Below are 20,317 nucleotides of genomic sequence, written 5' to 3'. Positions count from 1 at the left end.
AACCCCCACTTTCCAAATCTCGGCAATGCATATGATATAATATAGAAAGAATATTGAATGGAGTGTTGCCGAATGATAAAGCGCACGAGGCTTAGGCACGCCAACCGCTTCCGGCAAATTATCAACGCATTGATTCGAAATGGCTTCGGTTTTTTCGTGCAAAAAATAGGGCTGATGAATGAAGTGCCTGGTCTACGTAAGTGGTGGGTGAGAGATAAGGAACGGATAAAGTCGACGGAGGAACGAATTCGTATTTTACTTGAAGAACTTGGTCCGACGTTCGTCAAACTCGGACAGATCGCAAGTACCCGTAACGATGTGTTTCCACAGTTGCTTATCGATGAATTAGAGAAATTGCAAGATCACGTGACTCCTTTTTCGTATGAAGAAGTTGAAAATGTTTTTGAAACAGAGATGGGTGAAACAATTTCGACGTATTTCGCAGAATTCGACGAAACCCCACTTGCTGCTGCCTCGATCGGACAAGTACATAAAGCAAAAACAAAAGATGGACGTGACGTCGCAGTGAAAGTGCAACGTCCTGGTATCCATCAAAAGATCGAAGCAGACCTTGACATTCTGCATGAGATTGCTGGTCTGGCCGATCGTCATATTGATGGTGTTGCCCGTTATCGGTTGCCGAAAATCGTTAAAGAATTTTCTAAACTAGTCCGTCGCGAGCTCGATTACACAATCGAAGGTCGAAACGCTGATCGTGTTAGGAAGCAAACCGCCGATAATCCATCTATTTATATTCCCGAAGTAGATTGGAGCTGCACGAGTCGTAAGGTCATGACAATGGAACTGATTGATGGAAAAAATGTCAATCAGATCGATACCACTTCGATGAGCAAAAAACGACGTCAGTACATATCAGAAACAATTGCTCATACGATTTGTCGACAAATCTTCATTGATGGATTCTACCATGCGGATCCACACCCGGGAAATGTCTATGTAATGGATGATGATGTCATTGGGCTACTCGACTTTGGAATGGTAGGGCGTCTTTCTCCTGAACTGCGTGAGAACCTTGCTTCTTTTGTGATTGGGATATTGCGGCAAAACACTGATGATATTGTCAAGGCAGTCGGGAAAATCGGGAAAGTCCCGATTGATTTGGAAGTGCAAGATTTAAAAAAAGATGTCGATGAGTTTCAAGACTTGTACCTTAGCGTACCACTTCAAGAGATACAATTCGGAGAGGTTGTAAATGATTTACTTGGTTTGATCGGTAGCTATGATATTGAAGTTCCGCACGATGTCACTCTCGTTGCGAAAGCACTTGTTACGATCGAATCTGTTGTCAGTGACCTTGATCCAGAACTTAGTATTATTGAAGTAGTTGAACCTCTTGGCGATGAATTGATGCACGAATTCATCAGTATGAGTCAAATTAAGCGGCGCATTAAAGGACAGGCGATCGAATACTTTGATATTTTCAGAGAAATGCCTGACACAATTAAAAAATCAATGACACTGATTGAACGTGGACGGCTTCGCCACGACATGCGTATGCCTGATATAGATTTGATGAGCTCGCGATTTGCACGAATTGGAAATCAGCTGACACTCAGCATCTTACTACTCGCAGTCAGTCTCGTTCTAGGATCACTCATTCTAGGTATCACATTAGGCGATCTCGACAACGCCGCAGGGTGGTTTAGGTTGCCAGTCTTAGAAGTTGGATTTCTCGTCTTTTTCTTCCTCTTCGCCTGGCTAACAATCTCAATCCTACGAACTAGAAAAAAATAAAAAAGGAAGCGCAGGGACGGTTCTTGCGCTTCCTTTTTTGTTGTAATGGAAGTGAGTCTCAATCTAGTGCTCGATTAATAAACTAGATCGTTCGTTAATATGCTGTATACTCACGGAAATCCCAGACAGCTTGTTGTAGTGGCGTTGCATAAATAGATTCTCCGCTAGAGTTATCGCTACTCTCACCTTGTTTTTCTTGCTCAAGTATCTCTTTCGTTTGCGTGCCATAGATACCATCATCCTCTGATAGTGAGTATTCAGATTGAAAGCTTTGTACAGCCTCTTGCATTTTTGGTCCATAAATCCCATCAACCGTTAAGCTGAAACCAACTAGATTTAATGCAGACTGAACTTGTTCAACAGCAGTTCCAGTCGATCCAACGGTCAATATCTCATCTGGTAAACTGTTTTCTTTTTCTACGAGGTTTCTTTGTGACGTAGACGTTTGAGTTTGAGAACTTCCATAAAATGACCATTGATTGTGAAAATTGTGAGCAGGTGTATCATTGTCTATCACACGTAACTCGTAATTTTTTTCTTGCAAATAATCAAGAATTTCTGGAAGAGCATCAACTGCTTGAGGCAAAACATCGTGAAATAAAACGACAGATGCTATATTGTTTCTCTCGTTTTCCACCAAACCATTCATCACATTCTCAACAATTTGTTCAGGGCTACTTTTATGTAACCAATCTCTACTGTCTACGTTCCAATCCCAAATTTTAAGTCCTTTATTTGTTAGAGCTTTTTTTGTAGAAGGCGTTAAATGGGGGACAGTTCCATATGGCACACGAATAAATTCAGAATAAAATCCAGTTATTTCTTGAATCGCTTTTTGTGCGGCTATCATTTCGGAAACTGCGTTATCTGATGATGCATAGAATTTCTCTCTCGAATGGGTAACGCCATGTGAGCCTAACGTATGACCTTGATCAATGATTTGCTGAGCGATTTTAGGATGATTACGGACATACGGCTCGAGAACAAAGAAAGTAGCTTGTTCATTATAGTTTTCCAAGATTGAGAGAATATCTGTTGTGTGATCACCAGGCCCGTCATCAAACGTTAAATAGACGACGTTCGGGTGATTATAATCTGCATCTTCTGCCTGGACACTTAACGGTAAAACGAAACTGATAAGTAATATCGTGCAAAGTGACAAAAAGCGATATTTCTCCATAGTACCCCTCCATAGACTTTATCGCAGACTCGTATTCCTATTTTATGAGATTCATTGAATTTCACCTTTATAATTACTGTAGGGAAAACAGTTTTATTCTAAGTAAATGATACTGAGTAAATTGGTACCTCGAGAGATGAGGGGACACAGGTGAATAAATTATTATAATAGATGGCAAGAATCTTGATAAACTTTGAAAAAAAGCTACCGCACTGCTATGCAAAAATTGAATTTTGAATTTCTATTTCTGACAATGAAGCTCTGAATTAGGAAGCAGGAGAACCGTCCCTGCGCTTCCTTTCGCTCTTCCGTCCTTGCTTCCTCGATTTAACTCCTAATTAATGTTAATATGAGTACATTATGTATATTGGAGGCTGGTGTGTGTGAAAAAATTGTTTAGTGGACCTAAAGGATTTGGTGAAATTCTCGATTTAACGTTTCAATTAAGTAAAAGTAGATTCAAAGATTTTGCTAAAATCTTCTTAATTATCATGGGACCAATTATTCTTCTTGAGGCGCTCGTTCAGTTTGCTTACGGGATGAGTTTCTTTAGAGAAACAGGTCCAGGCTCAAATTGGTTTGAACAAATTGTATCTAGTTTTGAGGGAAATGAAGCGGAGTTTTCGACCAATTTGGCGGCTGATTTAATGATTCTTTTCTTAGCTTTCATAAACATGCTTTTATTTCCGATAGCTATGGCTGCTGTCCTAATTGTTGTGAATCATCTGAGAAAAGGAGAAGAATACACGGTAGGTTCCGTAATAAAACAAGCATTCTCTCGTTTCTGGGCAATTCTAGGGAGTAACATTTTATTATTTCTGATTATTATGGGGTTGATTTTTGTTCCAGTCATGATGATTATTGTCGGGGCGTTTGTTGTTGATGGCTTTATTGCTGTAATAATCATAGGCTTATTAGCAGGATTAGCTTACGCGCTCGGTTTCAGTTTGTTCTTCACACGAATTAGTTTTTATTTTGGCTCTGTTGTTATTGATAAAGTTACACCAGGATTTATAAAAAGCTGGAAGTTATCACGAAGTCGCACATGGGTTTTATTTGGTTTGTACGTTGTTCTTTATTTAATCATCGGTTTAATCAATGTTGCCTCAGAAGCAACTTTCGGCATATTTTTAGGAAATAGTGTCTTGATGCTATTAATTAATAATTTCGTTTGGCTATTTACATCGATTATTTTATCAGTCGGTTATGCTGTGATGTTCTTTGACCTGAAAACAAGAAATCATGGAGACGATGTGAAAGATTTACTAGCTGATTATAATGAAGATAACCGATAAGAAAGTCTAGCAAGAAAGGGAGTAACTTCAACAAGAGTTACGGCTAAATGAACTAAACGAAGTTGCGAAAGTAGGTGATAAAACGATGGCCGATGATGCAAAAAAGAAGTTAGAAGAAATTATTAGCGAGCAAGAATATCAAGTTTATCAAGACGATTCAGAAGGGTTTCTCCAGTCGATCATAAACGATGTGCTTACATGGCTTGCCGACAGATTATCATTTTCTTTCGGTGGTTCAGAAGGGTTTACTGGAATTGTCTCGGTGATTGTCGTACTCCTGATCGTTATTCTACTGGGGTTTATCCTTATCAAAGTCGGACGAGTGGTGACTCGTAAAAAGATGAACCGTACCACGAAACCACTTGATCAGATGCTAGAAATAGATTGGTCATATCATGATCATTTAAAAGCCGCAGATGAACAAGAAAACGCAGGCGAATACACGATAGCTACACGGCATATGTTCCTAGCTTTGCTTCTTTATTTTCATGATCTTCGCTGGTTAGAAGCAAAGGTTTGGAAAACGAATTGGGAGTACTATGAAGAGTTACGTGGTGTCAATGCAAAAGCGGCTGATTTCTTTTATCACTTTGTGCTTTTCTTTGATCAAATCACATACGGCAAACGAATTGTAACGAAAGCAGAATTTACAGATTACCGAAGTGAAACAATGAAATGGCTAGCTTCGCGAGATCAGGATAAAGACACATCAGGGAAGGGGTGAGATCGTCTTGGCAACACAATTTTTTAAAAAACGGACGTGGCTTTGGGTCCTAGTGTTGTTGATATTTATCGGCATTAGCTATGTAAATGTCTCGCAACAACCGCAAGAATACCCACCTTATCTATCTGAATCACCATCGCCAACTGGTGTCAAGGCGATCTATACATATCTCGCTGATGAATATGCCTCGGTTAGCGAATGGACACATGAACCGTCATTTTTAGCAAAAAATGATGAACAACAACTATTAATTATGGTTGAACCGCAATATGTTCCTCCAGAACGAGAAATGGTGGAATATCGAGAATTTGTTGAGGCAGGAAATACGATTCTATTATTTAGCGAAAGTTCGGTGGAGATGTTCGGAGTCACGAGGGAAGAACAATTCTTTTTTGAAAACGAAGAAGGGACTATTCAATCGGAAGTTGGCGAAGAATATACGGGAATGATCTCGTCTGCGATTCGATTCCAGCCTGAAAACGAAGAAGATGTTTTACTTTCGGACGATCTAGGAGCTAAAGCAGTGAAACGGTCTTTGGGAGAAGGCGAAATTATCATAGCCAATTCGCCACAATGGCTTACGAACGGTGTCATTTTAGACAACGATCATGCAGCGCTTGTCTTATCGCTGATAGACGAAGGTTGGCAAGGTCAAGAAATTCTGTTTGATAATTATATCCATGGCGGAGAACCACCAACGGTTGCAACACTTTACCCACAATGGTTTTTAATCATTATATTACAAGGGGGACTGCTGACCCTCGTTTGGCTTTGGTTCAAAGGCAAACGGTTTGGTCCGATTGTCGTCCCGCGTGAGGAATCAGTTCGGTTCAGTGATGAAGGGATCAAGGCATTGGCAGCTTGGTATTTAAGAGCAAAGCACAGCCGATTTCACGAATCACTAGAGATCCAAATCGACTATGTTAAGTTGCTCATGCAAGAGCAATGGCGTATTCCTTACGATAAAAATTGGCATGAGATTGCTGAGCAAATTGAAAAAAAATCAACGATGTCGAAAACAGACATTGACGCTTTTTCAACAGGATTGACCAACGTGTTGCATCAAAAAATAATTACTAAAAAAGAGTATGTAGATTGGTCAAAAAGGATAGACCGACTGCGGAAAGAGGTGGAAGAGAGATGAATTCGGAATTAACGAGATTACTAGAAAAATATGAACAACGGATACTTGGTCAAAATACAAACCTTAGATTACTGCTAGCTGCTGTGTTGTCAGGAGGGCATGTATTGTTAGAGGGGGTGCCTGGAACGGGAAAAACACAAATGGTAAGAACGTTAGCCAACCTATTGGGTGGCACATTCCAACGGATTCAGTTTACACCAGACTTACTTCCTAGTGATATTACCGGAAGCGCAATTTTTAATATGAAAGAAAATACGTTTCAGACAGTGAAAGGCCCTATTTTTACAAATATTTTGTTGGCAGATGAAATTAACCGAACTCCTGCTAAAACGCAAGCGGCCTTATTAGAAGCGATGGAAGAAAAGCAAGTGACGATCCAAGGAAGTACGTTCCCATTAGAGGACGTTTTCTTTGTTGTAGCGACACAAAATTCGATCGAGTTTGAAGGGACGTATCCATTACCAGAAGCGCAACAAGATCGATTTCTGTTCAAGCTTTATATTGAATTCCCGTCGTTCGAAGAAGAACAACATATTTTAAAGGAAATGCTCGAAAATACGTTTTCGGTAGGTGAAGCTGATTCTGTTCTCGATATGGCATCATTTTTATCGATTCAAAAAGAGATCGAAGCAGTTACCGTTAGTGAGGATATACTAAACTATACGATGCAAATTGTTCGAAAAACGAGAGAAAGCGATGCGATTCGTTTTGGCGCAAGCACGAGAGCTGCGATCTCAATCGGAAAAGCGGCGAAAGCATGGGCGTATTTGGCCGAACGGAATTATGTGACACCAGATGATATCAAGATGGTGGCTCGACCAGCGTTAAGGCATCGTATCCAATTATCACCGCATGCAGAACTGGAGGGGGCTACCGTTGACCAAATTATCAATGAACTGGTGGGAGCGGTTACTGTTCCGCGATAGAGGAATCATTCCGACGAAACGATTGCTATTTTTTATGCTTCTTTTGTCAATTGCTTTATTCATAACGACGCTTTGGGGAGTTTCTTGGACATTTATTTTTGTGATGAATAGCGTAATGTTTCTTTTGAGTTTCATAGACTTATTGTTTTTGCCTAAAAGAAAGCAGTTAAGCTTCACCCGCACAATGCCGGTGAAGTTCGAAAGAGGGCTAACGTATCAAGTGGAAATTGAGGTTGAAAACAATTCACCGTACGCAGTTCACTGTCGAACAATTGATGGATTGCCACAATCGTTTGACCGACCGTTCCCTTTGAAAAATGCCATTTCTGAAAACTCAAAAACGGTCATTTCTTATCACACTCGCGCTCCGGTAAGAGGGAAATATACGATCGAGAAGTTGTATGTCCGCTACACGGGACGGTTCGGTTTATGGGAAAAGCAAACAAGCATCAGCAATGAGGATACAGTGAAAGTTATTCCTGATTTAACATCAACGAAGGATTATTTAGAAAATGCACAAAGGTATTTACTGTATGAAGGAGTTCAAATTCGTAAACAACAAAGTGCGGTTGGGGAATTCTCTAAAATCCGCAATTACGTCACTGGAGATGATCCACGGAAAATTAACTGGCGACAAACGGCAAAATTACAAGAAGTTATGACGAACGAATATGAACCAGAACACGGTAAGTATATGACGATATTAGTGGATTGCGGAAGAATGATGGGGGCTGAGCTTAGACAAGGGAATCGTCTGGAGCGGAGTCTAGAAGCGGCGCTAACGGTTACAGCTGCGGCTCTACAAAAGGGGGATTACGTATCACTGATTGCTTTTTCCAAGAATGTACAGGTCTATGTTCCGCCTGCTAAAGGGATGGCTCATTTGCAAACAATTATTAACGGTGTTTACGATCTACAGGCAGATGAATCAGAATCGAATTATGCCGAAGTATTGAATTATTTACAAACGGTGCAAAAAAAGCGAAGTTTCATTTTACTATTTAGTGATGTTCGCACCTTTCTTCATGAAGAAAGCGCGCTCGTTTATTTGAAACGTCTCCGGCAACGTCATTTGTTTTTTATGGTTGGCATCGAAGACGAAACGTTATTAAAGAAAGTGATCGATGCACCAGTGGATGCGCAATCCGCAATGGTGAAAAGTATGGCTCAAAACCAGCTTCTTACGAAAAAACGCGAAAAAAACAAATGGGAAAAGCAAGGCTTACAGATGGTAGAGGCGAAAGAAGAGAAACTAGCAAGTACCGCGGTCTCACACTATATTCAAATGATGAACCGCGGTTTGCTCTAATTTGAGGTGGTCTCGCTCTTTTTCAGCAAGGCGTGACCGATTGCGACGTAAAGGATCAATCCAACAACAGTGATGATCGCGACGGCATACTTAGCCTCTAGCGAGATCGCAGCAGGTGTGATGAACCCTTCAATAGCAGCTGCAATGACAAATAATGGGATCGTGCCGATCAAAAGCTGCACTGACCGTTTCGCCTGTGTTTTTAATTGGTACATGCGCGTGAATTCACCGGGAACAAACAGTTTATAACCCATCAGTAAGCCTGCTCCACCGGCAATGAAAATTGCAACTAATTCAATCATCCCATGGGGAACAATGTATGCCCAAAATTCATAGGTCATTCCATAATGCCAAAATAGTCCAGCAAGTGCACCGACAATGATGCCATTGTAAACCAATAAGTAAACTGTCAATATTCCGAAGGTCAACCCACCGGCGAAAGCTAGAATCGCTACTTGAATATTGTTTGTCATTATACTTGCCGACATGAGGGAAGCATCGATCATCCCGTCGGCTTCTCCAAGTTGCTCAGGGTCTACTGCTTGAGAGATTTCAGAGGGTAGAATAGAATACATGTGAAGCGGGTCGTTAAAGACGGAAATGAAGCTACCGATGACACCAATCATAAATAGGATCATAGCAGCAGCGACAAACCGCCATTGATTAACCAATAAACCGATAAAAGCGGTTGTAAAAAAATAGCGAAATTGTTTCATACTAGATAGTTGATCTTTATATAAAAGATTATGAGATTTCGCAACAAGGCCATTTAAGTAGGGAGTAACTTCTTCCTCTTTAAAGTAAGTTTGACTGTAAGACAAGTGTTGCGCTGTTTTTTGATAAAGTTTATGAAACAGTTCAATATCATTCCCAGTCAGTTTTTTCTTTTTTTTATGCATCATTGTCGTTAATTGTTCTAATTGTTTCCAATCATCACGATGCTGTTTAACAAATTGCGTAACTTTCATATGAACACCCTTTTCATAAATACATTTATTTCTAAGTTGAATCGATGGTATAAGTGTTGAGAAGCCATCCATCTACTCTTGAGATTACTAGATCTGAACTTTTATGCTAACTTTTATGATAAGTTCAACAACACGTCTATTCTATCGTACCATCTAAGTAAAAATTATCCAATAATAAATGAGGTGAACAAATGAGTATGAGTGGCGAAAAAATCAGCGTAAAAACCCCTGAATACGTCTCGTTGCAATTCGAATCAGCTGGTTTAGGTAGTCGATCCGTTGCATTTATCATTGATCAAGCGATCTTAATGGTAGTGAACATCCTTATAGTAGTGATGATATTTTTTAGTATGGAGCAAATGGAAGCTTTTTTTATGATGTTTGATTCGCCAATGGTGCCAATTGCGATTGCAATCGTCCTAATCTTTGTTATTAACAACGGCTATTTCTTCGTTCTTGAATATTTCACAGGCGGGAGAACGATTGGAAAAAAAGTAATAGGCATCCGCGTGATTCAAGAAAATGGCCACAGTATCACGCTTCTTTCAAGCTTTATCCGTAACTTCTTGCGGATTGTAGATTCGTTACCTGCAAGTCATTTATTAGGAATTATCATGATTTTTGCCTATCCTAAACATAAACGGCTAGGAGATCTCGCTGCGGGTTCGATCGTTGTCCATGAAAAAGGACGGTTAAAAGGTAAGAAACTATCAAAGCTTGAAAAGGAAATAGCAAACCGAAACATCACGAAGGATAATCTTTCGCTAGATGAATGGTCATTAAACGCACTTGGTAGCAAAGAATGGCAACTACTCAAAGCTTACAGTGAACGATTTACCCAATTGCCGATGGCTGAAAGCGAATCGTTAACAAGCGAAGTCGCCTCTGTCTTGCTTGTGAAAGTAGGAATCGAGCTAGAAGGAAGTACAGTCACTGATAAAGAAAACATGTTGCTAGCACTATATCTGCACATGAAAGACGAATGGGACTACCAATTATAAACCGAAGCGCAGGGACGGTTCTTTTGCTTCCGAAAAACGAGAACACTGATTCCGCTCTAAACGTTCTTAGTGTTATGTCGATAAAATAGATATATCGTTCGATCGCTGATTTAAGCGTAAAACGATAAGACTCTGTAAAGCATGTCGTTTCTGATTTTATTTTGAAGGAGGTGATACGATGGAAATTCCTTCCCTTTCCGTGGCGATTAGTCAAGCAGGTGTGAACCAACAGGGGTCTGTTTCAATGATGCAAAAATCGCTGGAACAAGCTGGTCAACAAGGTCAAGCACTAGACAAGCTGATGGAATCAGCGGAAGTTCAAAGAACGGAACATGCCTTGCAACCACATCTTGGTGGAAGCGTTGATGTGAAGGTTTAAGAAAGCAGTAGAACCGTCCCAAAAAAGCCCGGCACTTAATTTATAAGTGCTGGGCTTTTCCTGTTTATCTGTAGTTATTGAATTGAAAATCAATTGGGAATTTGGCTTCTTTGACTGCTACCATAATCGCTTGCAAGTCGTCGCGATTTTTGCCTGTTACACGGACTTGATCATCTTGAATTTGGCTTTTCACTTTAAGACCACTATTCTTTATAATTTTTGTGATCTCTTTTGCATGTTTTTGTTCAATACCTTGAATGAGCTTTGCACGTTGGCGAACCGTTCCACCGGACGCCGCTTCGATTTTGCCATAGTCGAAGTTCTTTGTTGGAATACCTCGCTTAACGAATTTGTTAGATAAGACATCTTTTAGCTGCTCCAACTTGTACTCGTCATCAGAAACGAGCACAATCTCTTCGTTTTCAAGCGAGACACTACTTTTACTCCCTTTAAAATCATAACGATTCTTAATTTCTTTTGTTGCGAGCGTAATTGCGTTTGTTACTTCAGGTAAATCAATTTCTGAAACAATATCAAATGAACTTTCTTTTGCCATGATAAACCTCCTCAGTTAATACTAGTATCATTCTAGTATAACAAAGAACCTAAATGTTTTTCATATTTTAGAACGTAAATTTATTTCTTCTCGTTTATGTCCTAGCGTTTTCTAGAATTAACGGTTTATCTGAAAAAATTTTTACAAAAGTATATCGAAAAAATTATAAGAATTGTAGAAAGTCATCATCAGAAGAAGCGGTTATTTCTCAACCGAATGGGAAGAATAACGAAAAAGTTTTTTACGAAGGGGTTGATTTGGACGATGAGAAAATCGTTGATAGGTGGCATGGCAATTGTTTTGTTAACTAGTCTTACCGCTTGTGAAACAGGTGGAGAAGAAACTAAAGAAAATAAGGGAGACGCCTCAGAAAATACGGAGTGGTATGAGGAATTAAACTTTGGGACGCTTAAACTCGCTGCTGAGTATGAAGATGGGGAATATGAAGTGGAGTACGAATATAATGAAGGTGAACCTGAAGCGGAGATTGAGGATACTCGTGATGATGAACAAGTAATAAATGAAGGGGAAGAAGCCTTAACAGAGCTTGAAGAGATATTACCAGAGCTTGAATTAACGAATGAGAGCACGGACGAGGAAATCATTACCGAAGTGGTCAATGTATTCGAATTAGAAGAAGATTATGAAGAACTTAAAGTAGAAATTGAATTTCTAGAAAAACAAGTAGAAGTTGAAGATGAGTAATATATTACTTTTCTATATTATCACCATATTTATCGAGGGCATGAATCGCTTTTGTTCCAACTCCTACGAATGTTTCGATAATTGACTGGGCTCCTGCGATAGCAAAAATGAAAATGGCAGGGAAAGCAATTGTGGGAAACCAAAGGTAGCCTATTCCAAAAAGGACCGAACTCCAAATACCTGCACACCAATAACAATTAAGCAAATAGCCAAAGTTATTTGCAGGTACCTTTTTCATTTTCGAACGCCCACCCTCATCGATAGTCGTTTCTTCTTTCATAAATGGATTTCGAACAAACTCCATTATTTTGTCAAAAACAATCAGATGTGTAAAACGGTAGCTAGCTAAAACAATCATAAGAAAAATAAGCCAAGGATGATCGGAAATAAAGATGACTATCACTCCAATTTGATCTGTAGGATGTACGATCATTATGTGTATAAATGCGAGAAAGTATTCTAAATGCGGATGCTATGCACAAAAGTGAGAGTAGTATGCTAAACTGCGGAAGCGGTATGCACAAAAGTGAGGATGGTATGCTGAAATGCGGGAGCGGTATGCACAAATATGAGCAAGGTATGCTGAAATCGTGTGTGGGCTATACACAAAAAAAGACTGTCACCAAAAGTTCATTTTTGGGACAGTCTCTCTAATGATTTATTTAGCCAGATGGTAAATTGCTAATACATCATCTTTCTTTAACTTAACAAAGTTACCAAGAGGTCCTCTTTCAGTCGCTTTTTCCGCCATTTCTGCAAAATATTCAACATCAATATCTACTTCATTTAGCGTAATTGGCATACCGATAGAATGGAAAAATTCCTCTGTTTTTTTAATGCCCGCTAACGCTGTTTTTTCCAAATCATTTAAGTCAATTTCTACATCCCAGACGCGATTTGCATATTGAACAAAACGATTAATATCATGCTTATACACATATTTCATCCATGCAGGGAAGATAATTGCAAGGCCTGCACCATGAGCAATATCATAAATTCCACTTACTTCATGTTCAATATCATGACTTGCCCAATCGCCGGTTCTGCCTGTATTCAAAGAATCATTATGCGCAATTGTTCCTGCCCACATGATCTCTGATCTTGCTGCATAGTCCGTAGGCTCATTGATGACTGTGTGCGCATTATTAATAATTGTTTTTAGTGTCGCCTCACATAATCGATCAGTTAGTTCAACATTTTTATCATTCGTAAAATACCGCTCCAAGATATGAGACATCATATCTGTCACTCCACAGGCCGTTTGATAGGAGGGCAGTGTATAGCTTAGCACAGGATTTAAAATCGCAAACGCAGGTCTCATATTACCGTGTCCAACAGCTCGTTTATAAGATCCTTCTTCGTTTGTAATGACAGTGCCACCACTCGTTTCACTACCTGCAGCAGGAATCGTTAACACAACACCAAGAGGTAAACAATCAGTTACTTGAGTTTTGCCCTCAAAGAAATCCCATACATCTCCGTCATAATGAGCTCCTATTGCAATTGCTTTTGCAGAATCAATCACACTTCCGCCACCAACAGCTAGAATCGAGTCAATGTTATGTTGCTTACATAGCTTGACACCTTCTCGAACAAGACTCACTCTAGGATTTGGCTGAACGCCACCAAGCTCGATAATTTCTATATTTTGCTCTTTTAACGATTTGATAACGTTATCATAGAGCCCGCTCTTTTTAATACTTCCTCCACCATAATGCAGCAGAAGTTTCTTACCGTATAAAGACGCCTCTTTACCTACTCTATGCTCTTCATCTTTACCAAAAATAATTTTAGTTTGATTTTGAAAAATAAAATTTTCCACTCTATCGCCTCCGTGAATTGATACTCTCATTACCCATATTAAACGAAAGCCTCTAATAGATAAAGCGTAGCCACCTAACAGTTTCTATTTTATTTTTTTGACACGAAGTATTCTCAAATTTGCATAGGCTGCTTTCATCGGAGACATTTGCCTGAAGCCTATCTTGCCACCTTCAAAAACAGGGCCATACGATTCCCCGTCATCTTCCCATTCTAAAACAGGCAAATCATTAATAGATAATTGAACAATTTTATCGTATTTAACAACTTTCATCGAATAAGGAGGCATCGCATCTGACACAGGAGGAAGAGGGTCAGCACCATGAGAAACGAGATGAAAGCCATAACTCTTTCGCAAATTACACGTTCGAAAGGCACGTTCCTCGGCATGTTTATGTCTGAAGTAAGACAAATGCAACGCGTTGATTGCACCAGAATGATATTGTGGATACCTCCCCGTTCGTTTCGGTAATGATGAGTCAAATAGATCTTGTCCACCTTTTCCTTGTGCAGCGAAGAAAATCATGCAAAGTCCAGGTTCTTCAATAGGATAGAAATCCCACTCAATCATGATTCGATCGGGAAAGTCAATCGGACACCACAAAACCCAATGCGAGTCATCGCCATGAATTGCTGGGTCTAATTCACTCTCTAAAACAAGACGTTTGTCATCAACTGTCATCCGTGCTTGACCTTCAAGCTTCCAATCATTAATATGTTCGACAGTCGACAAGTTATTTTCATAAATACACTCGACCGCTTCAAACGTATGATTGTTCATTGTATCCCATCCTCCCATAATAAATCCGGTCCGTTCCCCTGGATAACGCCATCCAGTAGCAAGGTCGATTGCAACTTAGAGCGACAATTTCTAGTCTTACTCAGGCAAATCATTACCAATAAACTCCAACGCCGTCATCGTATTCAAGCACCACTGTGAAACTGTATTAGTCGTAACCCACGGAATCTCTTGAAGTTTAGTCCAACTCTTTATTTCTTGAGACTTAATCGGTAATGGCGTATGGCTATATTCCTTATTTAATAGAAGCTCCCACGTTTTTCGAGCCAATTCCCGATCGTTATTTTTTGCCGCAGCATAGGCAGACATTCCTGCCGCAAACATCGGCCAATGAAATAAATTATCGTGAAGAATCCCATCGCTTCGCTTTCTTTTTTCAGCGTCAGATAACAAATAGAAAGCACCAAACTCCGCAAGCATATTTGACCAATCTTTATCCTGCATGACACGGTCCATTTCCATCCACACTTGCGGCGCACCAAACGCAATCACCATATGATACCCACCAGGATTGCCATCGCCTAAGTGATGAAGATGAGAAGTAGCGGGATCAAAGCCAAACGTCGGCCCAGACAAAAGCCGATGAGGTAACTTCTTCAAATCATTCATCCCAGTCACTAACTTGTCGCGGTATTCTCGATTCTCCGTTCGTTCCCATTCCGAAAACCAATTAGAACAAAAGGCTGACCAATCAGGACCGACCCTCGAATGCGTAGGAAATTCGTCTTTCTCATAAAACTCTCTCATCGGATCCAATGACAATGTTGCTTGCTCAGCGTCGCGAACACCAGTCAATAAATCCCGAGTTCGTTCATCAGTCGTTAAGAAATAATAATATTTATGAAGACCAGCCATGCTAATTCGCGCTTCCTTACACCCACAGCCCCAATGACTAACATTGTGCCGTGAACCTAATCCAGCATACTCACCAAGGTGGTATTGATCGACTTCACTAGTGTGTCGTGTCATCGCTTCCGCCATCCTAAAGACATCCTTATCACCCGTTCGGAAAAACGAGTACCATAACCAAAGATTGGGAACGAGTTCGGTATTTTGCCAAGCATACCCACCTAAGTCATAACACCATTGATGACGAACAGGATCATATGTATGCATCACATCGCCATAGTCCCAATAGCCATACCAGTTGCGTTGCTCAATTTCTTGTTTATAAAACGTAAAAGCAGCCGAAAGCTGTTTTTCTAAATTAGCCTTACGAGGATCTTTCATATCTGGCAAACTCCAAATCCCAGCCGCTTCACTTTGATAAAATTGCTCTGGTTCACACACAAGCAAAGGAGGAGCTTGCCAATCTTTCATTAAATGCTCGATCTCCCCATGAGACGGTGATTCCGCAAAATATTTAACATATGCTTCGCTTGTATTGGCAACTCCTTCAGGAGAAGCACGCAGGACGTCAAAGCCCTCATATGCACTCGTTACGTGCGTATTATTACTATAATGACGGAAATCCATCGCATCATGATCCGGAGACCAGAACCAAAGCATCATTGTCGACTGATCTGCCGATAATTGCTCTACTTCCAATGCCGTAGGATGCTTTTGCCAAAAATCTTTGATTCCAGCTGCAATCCCACCGTTTTCTCCGCCAGTATAAACAACCCCTTGTGACCTCATCCCATGGAGAGAATCCACCCACGAACAGCCTTTTTCCGTGCGTTTACTAATTTTATAGTGTGATGCAGAGTCTTGCACAAGTTTAAAATCATTCCAAACCGCATTGTCAACCACATTCGATTTCAATGTTTCATCTAACTTTTCCGAAGGTAGCATTTCACCAGCAATTTGCTGTTCATACAATCCATTTGCCTCTCTAAATTTCCGAGTATACAACAATTGACTAGGTTCAGAATAAACACCCGTATCCCCAGCAAAACGAACGTGGCGATTCCAAGCCTCGCCAGTAACCGGTGTTTTCAGAGAAATTCCCAATCCCTTGATGAAATGACTTTCACCATCACCGTCATAGATAAACGTATGAACGATTCGTACCGTATCTGTTTTCTTGTAAAAATACAATCGGACGATGAAAGGCAATTTCGCCGACATCAGATCAGACGTAATGTGCACACCTTCAATTTTTACTACCGTTCGCACAGAACCAACTTGTTCCACCTCAACATGATCAATAACTCCTTCATGCCGATCTGTGAATACACTCGTTTGATTGCCATCCTCCGAATGAGAACGAGTCTCTGTCACCGCAACTAACTTGCCATCCGTTCCTATTGCCTTCCCATTTGCAGCAAGTAGTTTAAAAAGCGTATCGCCCTTTTTAAAAATCACACACCGCAAACTTCCAGTATCCACTTCAAGCGTATCACTCGTTTCAGTGACGCTCATTTTCTCATCATCCAGCTTATAATCAGCGATATTTAAGCGATATGTCTCTTCAGCATCCCTATCTAACAAAGCGGCATGTCCTGTCCACTTGATGCTGCCATCAGGCCAAAAAGCCGTTGGCCACGATTGCACCTGCTTCTCAGCACCAGACTCTGTTTGCAACACAAGTCCGTCCTCACGCGTTAATGATCCTTTTTCCCAAGGCACCCCCCATGCAACACCACTGGGTTGTGCCGGCTTTTGATCTAACCAATGTAATAACATCCTATTCCTCCTCTATTCGTCTGTATTTCATGTTGAAGTTTCACGATTGATTTAAATCTGATACATAAGGGAATTTTGCATAACTCACAATATTTAAAGCGCTCTCAATAACTATCTTAGATTAAGTTTAAACGAATCGATTTTTCCATCAATGATACTTTTTTGCACAAAGACACGCCTAACTAGCAATAAAGTAACAACTAGCAAGGCGTGTCTTGTTTTAATTCAATCTCATTTTCTGTAACTTTTCGATCAACTTAATAAGAGATTGTTGCACACTATTCATTTCTTGCTGGTATTTCGAAGGGTGAACTCCTGACTGTGTCACTTTAGTTAAAGCCGTTTCGTATGCTTCCGTGAAAGGCAAAGTTACGATATCGTGCTCTTTAAAACGGACAAGTTCACGTTTTTTATTCTCTAAATAACGCTGATCTTCTTGATACTTTTCCAAAAACGCTTCGATCATTTCTGGAGGTGCCTGTGATTCCAATAGTTTCGCTTCCGTTTTTAGCCATTGCTGCTGTCTTCGTTGAAATTTTGGATCGATTTCATCTGTAACGGTGTCGATCCATTTTGTTAGATCTACCCGGAATCTAGCAACTTCTTGATTGGCATACGCATTTTTGATCCAACCAGACAATTTTCCACCTTGAGCAACACCAACAAAAGCACCCGTTCCTGACAGGATAACAACACCTGCCGGACCAAATAACATGGCACCAGCAGCAGAACCGACAAATTGGCCAATGTATCCTCCTGCGGATCGACTTGCTGTATCAGTGACGATGTTTGCAACTGTATGTTTGACATCACTTTCCTTTTTGTAAAAGTGATGTACATTGACTGCCGTGCTGACAAGAGCAGAAAAAAGTGGAACTTCAAAGTTTGTAAGTTCCTGTCCAAGGTGTAAGTTATCACTTGTCATCGCGACGATCTCTTGATGATGAATGTTGTCAGCGATATAGACATTTGAGTTACCTGCGAACGTCTCAGCCAAATCAGCATTTACGTACACCGGAATATCAGGGTAGGTTTGTAAATGATGATAGACACTACTTGGATCCCCGAGATTTTTCACTTGAAATTTCTCACCATCGACAAGCAGGTCCCAGCCTGCTTCATTTGAAATTTCGGGGAATTCCACTTCATGACCTTTCGCAGTCAGCTCCATCGCAAGAAGCATCTCAGCGACGTAGCCTTGCATTTGGGAAATGTCGCCGACAGAATCTAAATCAATCGTTTGTGCAAATTGTGAAAAGGCAAAGATCGAATCAAGATCATCCGAGCGTGCAAAGTTAATACCTTCTACCACAATTGGGTCAATTCGAATGTAATCATAAATAAAATCGCCAGCACTTAGACCAGAGACGGCTAGAGTTTGCGTGCGTTCTCTACTGTTTCCGAAAAACATCATCGATAAGCGCTCTGACTTTGATGTTGGCACATCAATCGGTTGAGCAAGAGCATCGCGATAACGGTGAGCTTTCCAGTACTGATAAAATGTTGGATTATTAATGAATGGCAAAACGTTCTCCACCTTCCTCAACATTGGCTTGGTCAATTCCTGGATAGCGCTCAAGCATATCGTCTGTATCGTTTTCTAGTCCATCGAGTTTTTTAGTCAGACGAGAACGTTGGTCTTTCAGATACTGAATGTTGCGGATCGTCGCAGTTAATTCCTGACCTGATTGCACATTTTCTTCTTTTAAGTCTTTAATTATCTGGCGTTCAGTATCAAACAATGGCACGTCATGGAGAACGATGAGCTTTGCAAGGTCTGTGAAAAGCGATTGTCGCTTCCATTCTCTTTCCTTTACTAATAACGCATTTTTACTATTTAACATGCCAGCTTTAATTTTATCGAATATGCCCTCACTACCGATGATTTTTCTTGATCGTGAATCGATGTCTTCTTCAATATTTTGTAGTTGTTGCACGATACCAACCAGCTGGAGATGCTCGTTTAATCTATCAAATTTAATGTTCTGCAGACTTGTTGCGATATGATCGTGTTTTGCTTCTATCGTTCCTTCAGCTGCTTGGATTTTTCTCTCGAGTGCTGATTTGTGTTCCGAAGAGCGGTTTAAATCATTTGTGATTCGCAAACGTTCAGAATTCTTGTTCTGTATTTCTGTTAATAGATGGTGATAATGATTGCATTTGCTTTTCCACCTTGTCATAAGTTGATTAAATGTACAGATTTGTTCCTCGCGGTTGTCATCTTGGCTGAAGAACAACTGCATGACTGATAGAAACGTCATCATATCTTGCATTTTTGAGCGTTGTTTTGAAACATAGAAGCCAGAAGCTGCGATGACAGCCAAGAAAAATATAGGATTTGCTAGCACGGCAATGAGTGACGTCATGCTCGTGTATGCAGCAAACGGAAGAGTTAAACCGAGTAAACTAACCCCACTTGCCAGAAGCGATGTTGCCCCCATATAAAAGGAGAAACCCATCGTGTTAACAAGGGCAGAAAATAACACAACTGTCCCGTTTGTCGCGATGATGCGGTTTATGACTTGTTGCGATAGCTCTGATACATCCAATTCTTTTTTTAGTTTCTCTTGCTGATGTTGTGGTAACTCCGAAATGAAAGATTGGAACTCATTTTCCAGTGTTTCTTTTTCCTTTTGTGAAACATCTTTATATTTTTTATCGATTTTTTCAAACATCTTATTGAAAAAATGTTGAACGACGTCTTCAAAAGTAGTGCCAGCAAACTTCTTGTTCATCGCAGAGTATGACTGTACAGCTTTATTTAACAGATTATCACCAAATTCGTTTAGTCCTTGCTGAGTATCAATCGAAGCGAGAGACGTCTCATATCGTTGTGCAAATAACGTAATGACTTCAAAGGTAAGGTCTTCTTTAAAGAGAGCGACACGTGCGACTTCTTCATCAATATAATGTTGATAACGATCATATTTGTCTTTTCGTAGAATAAAGTCGGACGTATCCATTAGTTTACTTGTGATCATCTTAGTCATCGATGTTTTCGTCATCAAGACGTATGCTTGCTTCAAGTTCTGATTTGAACTTGTTTGAATTGCTTCTAAGAATGCAGCTCCTTGCATCGAATCACCTCTAGTTTCGTTTATAATCGATACTATATATAATACTATTA

At 40.2% G+C, this 20,317-nt stretch carries 18 protein-coding genes; 9 read left to right on the top strand and 9 right to left on the bottom strand.

What is annotated here, in order from left to right:
• The first annotated feature begins 72 nt into the window (after positions 1-72).
• The gene (locus ACM26V_RS13640) at positions 73-1,755 is read left to right on the top strand and encodes an ABC1 kinase family protein (protein ID WP_416147262.1); all 1,683 of its coding nucleotides are present in this window, start codon (positions 73-75) and stop codon (positions 1,753-1,755) included.
• A 94-nt stretch (positions 1,756-1,849) separates the two neighbouring features.
• On the opposite strand, the gene ACM26V_RS13635 is transcribed toward ACM26V_RS13640, so the two are convergent.
• The gene (locus ACM26V_RS13635) at positions 1,850-2,935 is read right to left on the bottom strand and encodes a polysaccharide deacetylase family protein (RefSeq protein ID WP_416147261.1); all 1,086 of its coding nucleotides are present in this window, start codon (positions 2,933-2,935) and stop codon (positions 1,850-1,852) included.
• Positions 2,936-3,318: 383 nt separating this feature from the next.
• Here ACM26V_RS13635 and ACM26V_RS13630 point away from each other — a divergent pair, with 383 nt between their 5' ends.
• The 5 genes from ACM26V_RS13630 (at position 3,319) to ACM26V_RS13610 (ending at position 8,333) form a co-directional block, all read left to right on the top strand.
• Positions 3,319-4,230, top strand: coding sequence for a hypothetical protein (locus ACM26V_RS13630; protein WP_416147260.1), 912 nt, complete (start codon positions 3,319-3,321; stop codon positions 4,228-4,230).
• 85 nt (positions 4,231-4,315) lie between these two features.
• Positions 4,316-4,954: a DUF4129 domain-containing protein gene (locus tag ACM26V_RS13625; RefSeq protein ID WP_416147259.1), complete on the top strand. Its 639-nt coding sequence runs from the start codon at positions 4,316-4,318 to the stop codon at positions 4,952-4,954.
• Positions 4,955-4,961: 7 nt separating this feature from the next.
• Entirely contained in the window at positions 4,962-6,098 is a 1,137-nt protein-coding gene (locus tag ACM26V_RS13620) for a DUF4350 domain-containing protein (protein WP_416147258.1), read from the top strand.
• Positions 6,095-7,024: an AAA family ATPase gene (locus ACM26V_RS13615; RefSeq protein ID WP_416147257.1), complete on the top strand. Its 930-nt coding sequence runs from the start codon at positions 6,095-6,097 to the stop codon at positions 7,022-7,024. The genes ACM26V_RS13620 and ACM26V_RS13615 overlap by 4 nt, the downstream gene beginning before the upstream one ends.
• On the top strand, positions 6,975-8,333 hold the full coding sequence (locus tag ACM26V_RS13610; protein WP_416147256.1) for a DUF58 domain-containing protein: 1,359 nt from the start codon (positions 6,975-6,977) through the stop codon (positions 8,331-8,333). The genes ACM26V_RS13615 and ACM26V_RS13610 overlap by 50 nt, the downstream gene beginning before the upstream one ends.
• Here ACM26V_RS13610 and ACM26V_RS13605 read toward each other — a convergent pair.
• Positions 8,330-9,301, bottom strand: coding sequence for a stage II sporulation protein M (locus tag ACM26V_RS13605; protein WP_416147255.1), 972 nt, complete (start codon positions 9,299-9,301; stop codon positions 8,330-8,332). The two genes, ACM26V_RS13610 and ACM26V_RS13605, sit on opposite strands and share 4 nt — an antisense overlap.
• A gap of 191 nt (positions 9,302-9,492) precedes the next feature.
• Between ACM26V_RS13605 and ACM26V_RS13600 the strand changes: the two genes are divergently transcribed.
• Positions 9,493-10,302 (top strand): RDD family protein, encoded by an 810-nt coding sequence (locus ACM26V_RS13600; protein WP_416147254.1) that lies wholly within the window; start codon positions 9,493-9,495, stop codon positions 10,300-10,302.
• Between the two features lie 178 nt (positions 10,303-10,480).
• Positions 10,481-10,681, top strand: a complete 201-nt coding sequence (locus tag ACM26V_RS13595; protein ID WP_416147253.1) for a YjfB family protein — start codon at positions 10,481-10,483, stop codon at positions 10,679-10,681.
• Between the two features lie 64 nt (positions 10,682-10,745).
• Here the strand turns inward: ACM26V_RS13595 and ACM26V_RS13590 are convergent, their stop codons facing one another.
• Positions 10,746-11,237, bottom strand: coding sequence for a YajQ family cyclic di-GMP-binding protein (locus tag ACM26V_RS13590; RefSeq protein WP_416147252.1), 492 nt, complete (start codon positions 11,235-11,237; stop codon positions 10,746-10,748).
• A gap of 216 nt (positions 11,238-11,453) precedes the next feature.
• Between ACM26V_RS13590 and ACM26V_RS13585 the strand changes: the two genes are divergently transcribed.
• Complete coding sequence (locus ACM26V_RS13585; protein WP_416147251.1) at positions 11,454-11,942, top strand: YusW family protein; 489 nt, start codon at positions 11,454-11,456, stop codon at positions 11,940-11,942.
• 4 nt (positions 11,943-11,946) lie between these two features.
• Here the strand turns inward: ACM26V_RS13585 and ACM26V_RS13580 are convergent, their stop codons facing one another.
• From ACM26V_RS13580 to ACM26V_RS13555, 6 genes are all read right to left on the bottom strand, one after another.
• A complete protein-coding gene (locus ACM26V_RS13580; protein ID WP_416147250.1) occupies positions 11,947-12,375 on the bottom strand; it encodes a DUF1360 domain-containing protein in 429 nt (142 codons plus the stop codon).
• A gap of 225 nt (positions 12,376-12,600) precedes the next feature.
• Complete coding sequence (locus ACM26V_RS13575) at positions 12,601-13,764, bottom strand: iron-containing alcohol dehydrogenase (RefSeq protein WP_416147249.1); 1,164 nt, start codon at positions 13,762-13,764, stop codon at positions 12,601-12,603.
• A gap of 84 nt (positions 13,765-13,848) precedes the next feature.
• On the bottom strand, positions 13,849-14,544 hold the full coding sequence (locus ACM26V_RS13570) for a DUF1961 family protein (protein ID WP_416147248.1): 696 nt from the start codon (positions 14,542-14,544) through the stop codon (positions 13,849-13,851).
• 96 nt (positions 14,545-14,640) lie between these two features.
• On the bottom strand, positions 14,641-17,190 hold the full coding sequence (locus tag ACM26V_RS13565) for a hypothetical protein (protein WP_416147247.1): 2,550 nt from the start codon (positions 17,188-17,190) through the stop codon (positions 14,641-14,643).
• 220 nt (positions 17,191-17,410) lie between these two features.
• A complete protein-coding gene (locus ACM26V_RS13560; RefSeq protein WP_416147246.1) occupies positions 17,411-18,715 on the bottom strand; it encodes a hypothetical protein in 1,305 nt (434 codons plus the stop codon).
• Positions 18,702-20,267, bottom strand: a complete 1,566-nt coding sequence (locus tag ACM26V_RS13555; protein WP_416147245.1) for a hypothetical protein — start codon at positions 20,265-20,267, stop codon at positions 18,702-18,704. Before ACM26V_RS13555 ends, ACM26V_RS13560 begins: the two co-directional genes overlap by 14 nt.
• Positions 20,268-20,317: the final 50 nt, after the last annotated feature.

The sequence above is a fragment of the Salipaludibacillus sp. HK11 genome (genome assembly GCF_047795645.1).
Lineage (GTDB): Bacteria > Bacillota > Bacilli > Bacillales > Salisediminibacteriaceae > Salipaludibacillus.
The sequence above is the reverse complement of the archived record's forward strand: the minus strand, read 5'-3'. Positions and strand labels throughout refer to the sequence as shown.